Origin of the sequence: Burkholderia sp. Ac-20349 (assembly GCF_017104865.1) — a bacterium.
Taxonomy (GTDB): domain Bacteria; phylum Pseudomonadota; class Gammaproteobacteria; order Burkholderiales; family Burkholderiaceae; genus Burkholderia; species Burkholderia aenigmatica.
On record NZ_JAAGPM010000261.1, the window covers coordinates 1 to 5,196 of the forward strand.

At 68.7% G+C, this 5,196-nt stretch carries 3 protein-coding genes and 1 pseudogene; 2 read left to right on the top strand and 2 right to left on the bottom strand.

The genetic code is table 11. The annotated features are described in order from the left end of the window. Positions 1-695: hydroxymethylbilane synthase (gene hemC, locus G3N61_RS37935; RefSeq protein WP_205824986.1), on the bottom strand; the 695-nt coding region annotated here is incomplete at its 3' end. A 207-nt stretch (positions 696-902) separates the two neighbouring features. Here hemC and ppc point away from each other — a divergent pair. After that, positions 903-3,929 carry a phosphoenolpyruvate carboxylase gene (gene ppc / locus G3N61_RS37940; RefSeq protein WP_089451104.1) on the top strand — a complete coding sequence of 1,009 codons (3,027 nt, stop codon included), beginning with the start codon at positions 903-905 and terminating at the stop codon, positions 3,927-3,929. 127 nt (positions 3,930-4,056) lie between these two features. Here ppc and G3N61_RS37945 read toward each other — a convergent pair whose 3' ends face one another. After that, complete coding sequence (locus G3N61_RS37945) at positions 4,057-4,809, bottom strand: class I SAM-dependent methyltransferase (RefSeq protein ID WP_089451105.1); 753 nt, start codon at positions 4,807-4,809, stop codon at positions 4,057-4,059. Positions 4,810-5,042: 233 nt separating this feature from the next. Between G3N61_RS37945 and G3N61_RS37950 the strand changes: the two are divergent. Continuing rightward, positions 5,043-5,181: pseudogene (locus tag G3N61_RS37950) on the top strand (3-oxoadipate CoA-transferase); the annotation flags it as partial. Positions 5,182-5,196: the final 15 nt, after the last annotated feature.

A 5,196-nucleotide genomic window follows, 5' to 3' on the forward strand; every position in this document is an offset into this window, starting at 1 on the left:
AGCGGCGCGAGCCACGCGGCGACGTCGCTGCGGTGCGATGCGATCTCGATGCCGAGCGCGCCCTGGCCCGCGGCGGGCGGGCTCGCGTCGACGTCGAGCAGCGCGCGGATCCGCGCTTCGAGGCCGAGGCGCTTCAGGCCGGCGGCCGCGAGGATGATCGCCGCGTAGTCGCCGCGATCGAGCTTCGACAGGCGCGTATCGAGGTTGCCGCGCAGCGGCAACACGTCCAGGTGCGGGTAGCGCGAGCGCAGCATCGCCTCGCGACGCAGGCTCGACGTACCGACCACGGCGCCGGCCGGCAGCGCGTCGAGCGACGCGTAGTCGTTCGACACGAATGCATCGCGCGGATCCTCGCGCTCCATGATCGCGGCAAGCGAGAAGCCGTCGGGCAATGCCATCGGCACGTCCTTCAGCGAATGCACGGCGAGATCGGCGCGGCCGTCGGCCAGCGCGGCCTCCAGTTCCTTCACGAACAGGCCCTTGCCGCCGACCTTCGACAGCGTGCGATCGAGAATCTGGTCGCCGCGCGTCGTCATCCCGAGGATTTTCACGTCACAAGCTGGATATAATTTGCGCAGCGCATCACGCACATGTTCGGCTTGCCACATCGCCAGGCGGCTTTCGCGCGAAGCAATCGTCAACGTCGTGGGCGACAGTGCCTGTTGCGGCCCGGCCGCAGGGGTCTCGGAATTCATTGCTGGAACATCGAAGGACGGGATTGAAGATCGAACAATGGTAGCACGCACGCCCCTGCCCGCCCGGGCCCGGAGCCTGCGCCCGGCCTGCCGCCGAGCGGGTCGCGGCGCCGATGTGCGGATGTGCCGCACGTAGCTGGTTGCTTGACCGCAGTTTCGCAGTTTCCGCAGTTCCTTTTGACTCGAGCTTTCCCAAGGAAACCCATCGTGAAGTCTTCCGGATCGGCGCGTACGGCGCGCCGCAATGCTGCCCTGTCCTCCTCCGACGCCTCGACGGACACCGTCGCCACCGCCGCGAACGGCCGTGCGAAAACGGCAACGAAACCGAAAGACCCGATACGTCAGACAAAACGCCCGGCGAAAGCCGCCGGCCCGGCGGCCCGCACCGCGGCCCGCACGGCCGGTGCGACGAAGTCCGGCACGCGCACGCGCGAAGACAAGGACGGCCCGCTGTTCGACGACATCCGCTTCCTCGGCCGCCTGCTCGGCGACGTCGTGCGCGAGCAGGAAGGCGACACCGTGTTCGATGTCGTCGAGACGATTCGCCAGACCGCGGTCAAGTTCCGCCGCGAGGACGACAGCGAAGCCGCGCAGACGCTCGAGAAGAAGCTGCGCAAGCTGACGCCGGAGCAGACGGTGAGCGTCGTGCGCGCGTTCAGCTATTTCTCGCATCTCGCGAACATCGCCGAAGACCGTCATCACAACCGCCGCCGCCGCATCCACGCGCTGGCCGGCTCGGCATCGCAGCCCGGCACGGTCGCGTACGCGCTCGAACAGCTGAAGACGACCGGCAACGCGTCGAAGCGCCTGCTGCAGCGCTTCTTCGACGATGCCCTGATCGTGCCGGTGCTGACCGCGCACCCGACCGAAGTGCAGCGCAAGAGCATCCTCGATGCGCAGCACGACATCGCGCGCCTGCTCGCCGAGCGCGACCAGGAGTTGACCGGCCGTGAGCGCCAGTACAACGAGTCGATGCTGCGCGCCCGCGTCACCACGCTGTGGCAGACGCGCATGCTGCGCGACGCGCGCCTGACGGTCGGCGACGAAATCGAGAACGCGCTGTCGTACTACCGCGCGACGTTCCTCGACGAACTGCCCGCGTTGTACGGCGACATCGAGGCCGCGCTCGCCGAGCACGGCCTGTCCGCGCGCGTACCGGCGTTCTTCCAGATGGGCAGCTGGATCGGCGGCGACCGCGACGGCAACCCGAACGTCACGGCCCCGACGCTCGACGAGGCGATCAACCGCCAGGCCGCGGTGATCCTCGAGCATTATCTGGAGCAGGTGCACAAGCTCGGCGCCGAGCTGTCGGTGTCGAACCTGCTCGTCGGCGCGAACGACGCCGTGAAGGCGCTCGCGGCAGCATCCCCCGACCAGTCGCCGCACCGGGTCGACGAGCCGTATCGCCGCGCGCTGATCGGCATCTACACGCGCCTCGCCGCCAGCGCGCGCGTGCGCCTCGGCGAAGGCACGGTGCCCGTGCGCAGCGCGGGCCGCGGCGCGCCGCCGGTGCGCGCGATCCCGTATGCGGATTCCGAAGCGTTCGTCGCCGACCTGAAGGTGCTGACCGCGTCGCTCGACGAACACCACGGCACGTCGCTCGCCGCGCCGCGCCTCGCGCCGCTCGTGCGCGCGGCCGAAGTGTTCGGCTTCCATCTCGCGAGCATCGACCTGCGCCAGAGCTCCGACGTCCACGAAGCCGTGGTCGCCGAACTGTTCGCGCGCGCGGGCGTCGAGGCCGACTACGCGGCGCTCGCGGAGGAAGACAAGCTGCGCGTGCTGCTCGCCGCGCTTGCCGATCCGCGTCCGTTGCGCTCGCCATACTTCGAATACTCGGCGCTCGCGCAGAGCGAGCTCGGCGTGTTCGAGAAGGCGCGCGAAGTCCGCGCGCAATTCGGCGCACGCGCGGTACGCAACTACATCATTTCGCATACGGAAACCGTCAGCGACCTCGTCGAAGTGCTGCTGCTGCAGAAGGAGACGGGCCTGCTCGAAGGCGCGCTCGGCGTACCGGGCGGCGATGCGAAGAACAGCCTGATGGTGATCCCGCTGTTCGAGACGATTCCCGACCTGCGCGACGCCGCGCGCATCATGCGCGAATACTTCGCACTGCCGGGCATCGACGCGCTGATCGCGCACCAGGGCGCCGAGCAGGAAGTGATGCTCGGCTATTCGGACAGCAACAAGGACGGCGGCTTCCTCACGTCGAACTGGGAGCTGTATCGCGCGGAGCTCGCGCTCGTCGACCTGTTCCGCGACCGCAAGATCACGCTGCGCCTGTTCCACGGCCGCGGCGGCACGGTCGGCCGCGGCGGCGGTCCGACCTACCAGGCGATCCTGTCGCAGCCGCCGGGCACCGTGAACGGCCAGATCCGCCTGACCGAACAGGGCGAGGTGATCGCGAGCAAGTTCGCGAACCCGGAGATCGGCCGCCGCAACCTCGAGACGGTCGTCGCCGCGACGCTCGAGGCAACGCTCCTGCCGCAAAACAACGCGCCCGCGCAGCTGCCGGCGTTCGAGGCCGCGATGCAGACGCTGTCCGATTCGGCGATGGCCGCGTACCGCGCGCTCGTCTACGAAACCCCGGGCTTCACCGACTATTTCTTCTCGTCGACGCCGATCACCGAGATCGCCGAGCTGAACATCGGCAGCCGCCCGGCTTCGCGCAAGCTGCAGGATCCGAAGCAGCGCAAGATCGAGGACCTGCGCGCGATTCCGTGGGGCTTCTCGTGGGGCCAGTGCCGACTGCTGCTGACCGGCTGGTACGGCTTCGGCAGCGCGGTGAGCGCGTATCTCGACGGTGCGCAGGACGACGCCGAACGCACGAAGCGTGTCGCGTTGCTGAAGAAGATGAACAAGACCTGGCCGTTCTTCGCGAACCTGCTGTCGAACATGGACATGGTGCTCGCGAAGACCGACCTCGCGGTCGCGTCGCGCTACGCGCAGCTCGTTTCCGATCGCAAGCTGCGCAAGCACGTGTTCGAGCGGATCGTCGCGGAATGGGAGCGCACGTCGCAGGCGCTGGCGGAGATCACCGGGCACGAAGGCCGCCTCGCGACCAACCCGCTGCTCGCGCGCTCGATCAAGAACCGCTTCCCGTATCTCGATCCGCTGAACCACCTGCAGGTCGAGCTGATCAAGCGCCACCGCGCGGGCGACACGAACGCGCGGCTGCGCCGCGGGATTCACCTGACGATCAACGGGATCGCGGCCGGCCTGCGCAACACGGGCTGATCCGCATGCGGCGCGGGTTCGTTCCGCGCCAACCGGCATCGTGAAAGCCGCGATACGCCACCGTGCCCACGGTGCGTATCGCGGCTTTTTTCATGCGCCGGCGAACCAGCAGCGGCACACCGCGCGCTCAGTGCGCGTCGATCAGCAGCGCGTCGTGTTCGAACGAACCGTCGGGCTGCACCGCGTAGTAGCCGCGTACCTCGTCCGGCGCATGCGCCCACAGCGCGCGAATGCCGGTGACGCTGTCGGCCGGCGTGCGGATCCGCGCGACCCACGTATCGAAATCGATCGGCAGCCGCCAGCGGCCGTGCACGTGCGCGTCGAAGCCGGCATCGCGGAACATCGCGAGCCATTCGTCCGCGCGGTAGTCGCGCACGTGCGACGCGTCGCGCAGCACTTCCGCGGCCTGCAGGTACGTGTCGAGGAGCGGATGGTCGTTGCCGGCGATGTCGATCATCAGCACGCGGCCGCCCGGTTTCAGCACACGGCGTACCTCGGCGAGCGCCGCGCGCATGTCGTGCCAGTGGTGCGCGCTCATCCGGCTCACGACCCAGTCGAACGTCGCCGTCTCGAACGGCAGCTGCTCGGCCGGGCCCTGCTGCGTGCGAATGTTCGCGAGCCCGCGCTCGCGCGCGGCGGCGTCGACGGTCGCGAGCATCTGCGCGGCGAGATCGTAGGCGACCACGTCGCGCACGTGCGGCGCGACCGCGAAGCTCGCATGGCCGGCGCCGCAGCCAAGATCGAGCACCGCGGCATCGGGCGTCGCGCGCACCGCGTCGGCGAGCGTCTGCAGATCGGCGCCCGTCGCGTGGACCGTGCTCGTCAGATAGGCGGCGGCCGTCGTGCCGAATGCGTCGGCGACCTGGTCGTGGTGTTTCATCGTTCGCTCCTTGGTACCGTTGCCGGTGCGACAGACGCCTCAGCGCCTGTTCCGGCCCCATGCAACGCGTTTTGTGGGACGCCCGCTGCCCTGCCAGCGCGCGAGCCGCTACAATAGGCCTGCGTTTGTACCAGTACAAGTTAAGCAGTTATTCTGGTATTCGATACACCTGTCTGATCGTTGCCGCATCCCCGCTTCCATTTCGCCGTTTCCGCATGAACCACCCGTCCTCCGCCCCCGTCCTGCCGCTCGACGCCACGCCCGGAACACATCGTGACGCCGGGCATTTTCGTCCAGCGCATCGTCGAGGTGCCGCAGGCCGCGCATGCGGCCGAGCTGGCCGCCGAACACGCCACGTCCCAAGCCGCCTGAGCGCCCGAACTTTGT

What these genes read in the sequence shown, in the direction of transcription:
- G3N61_RS37945 (WP_089451105.1), bottom strand. Translation starts at nt 4,809, where the DNA reads ATGAAACACCACGACCAGGTCGCCGACGCATTCGGCACGACGGCCGCC.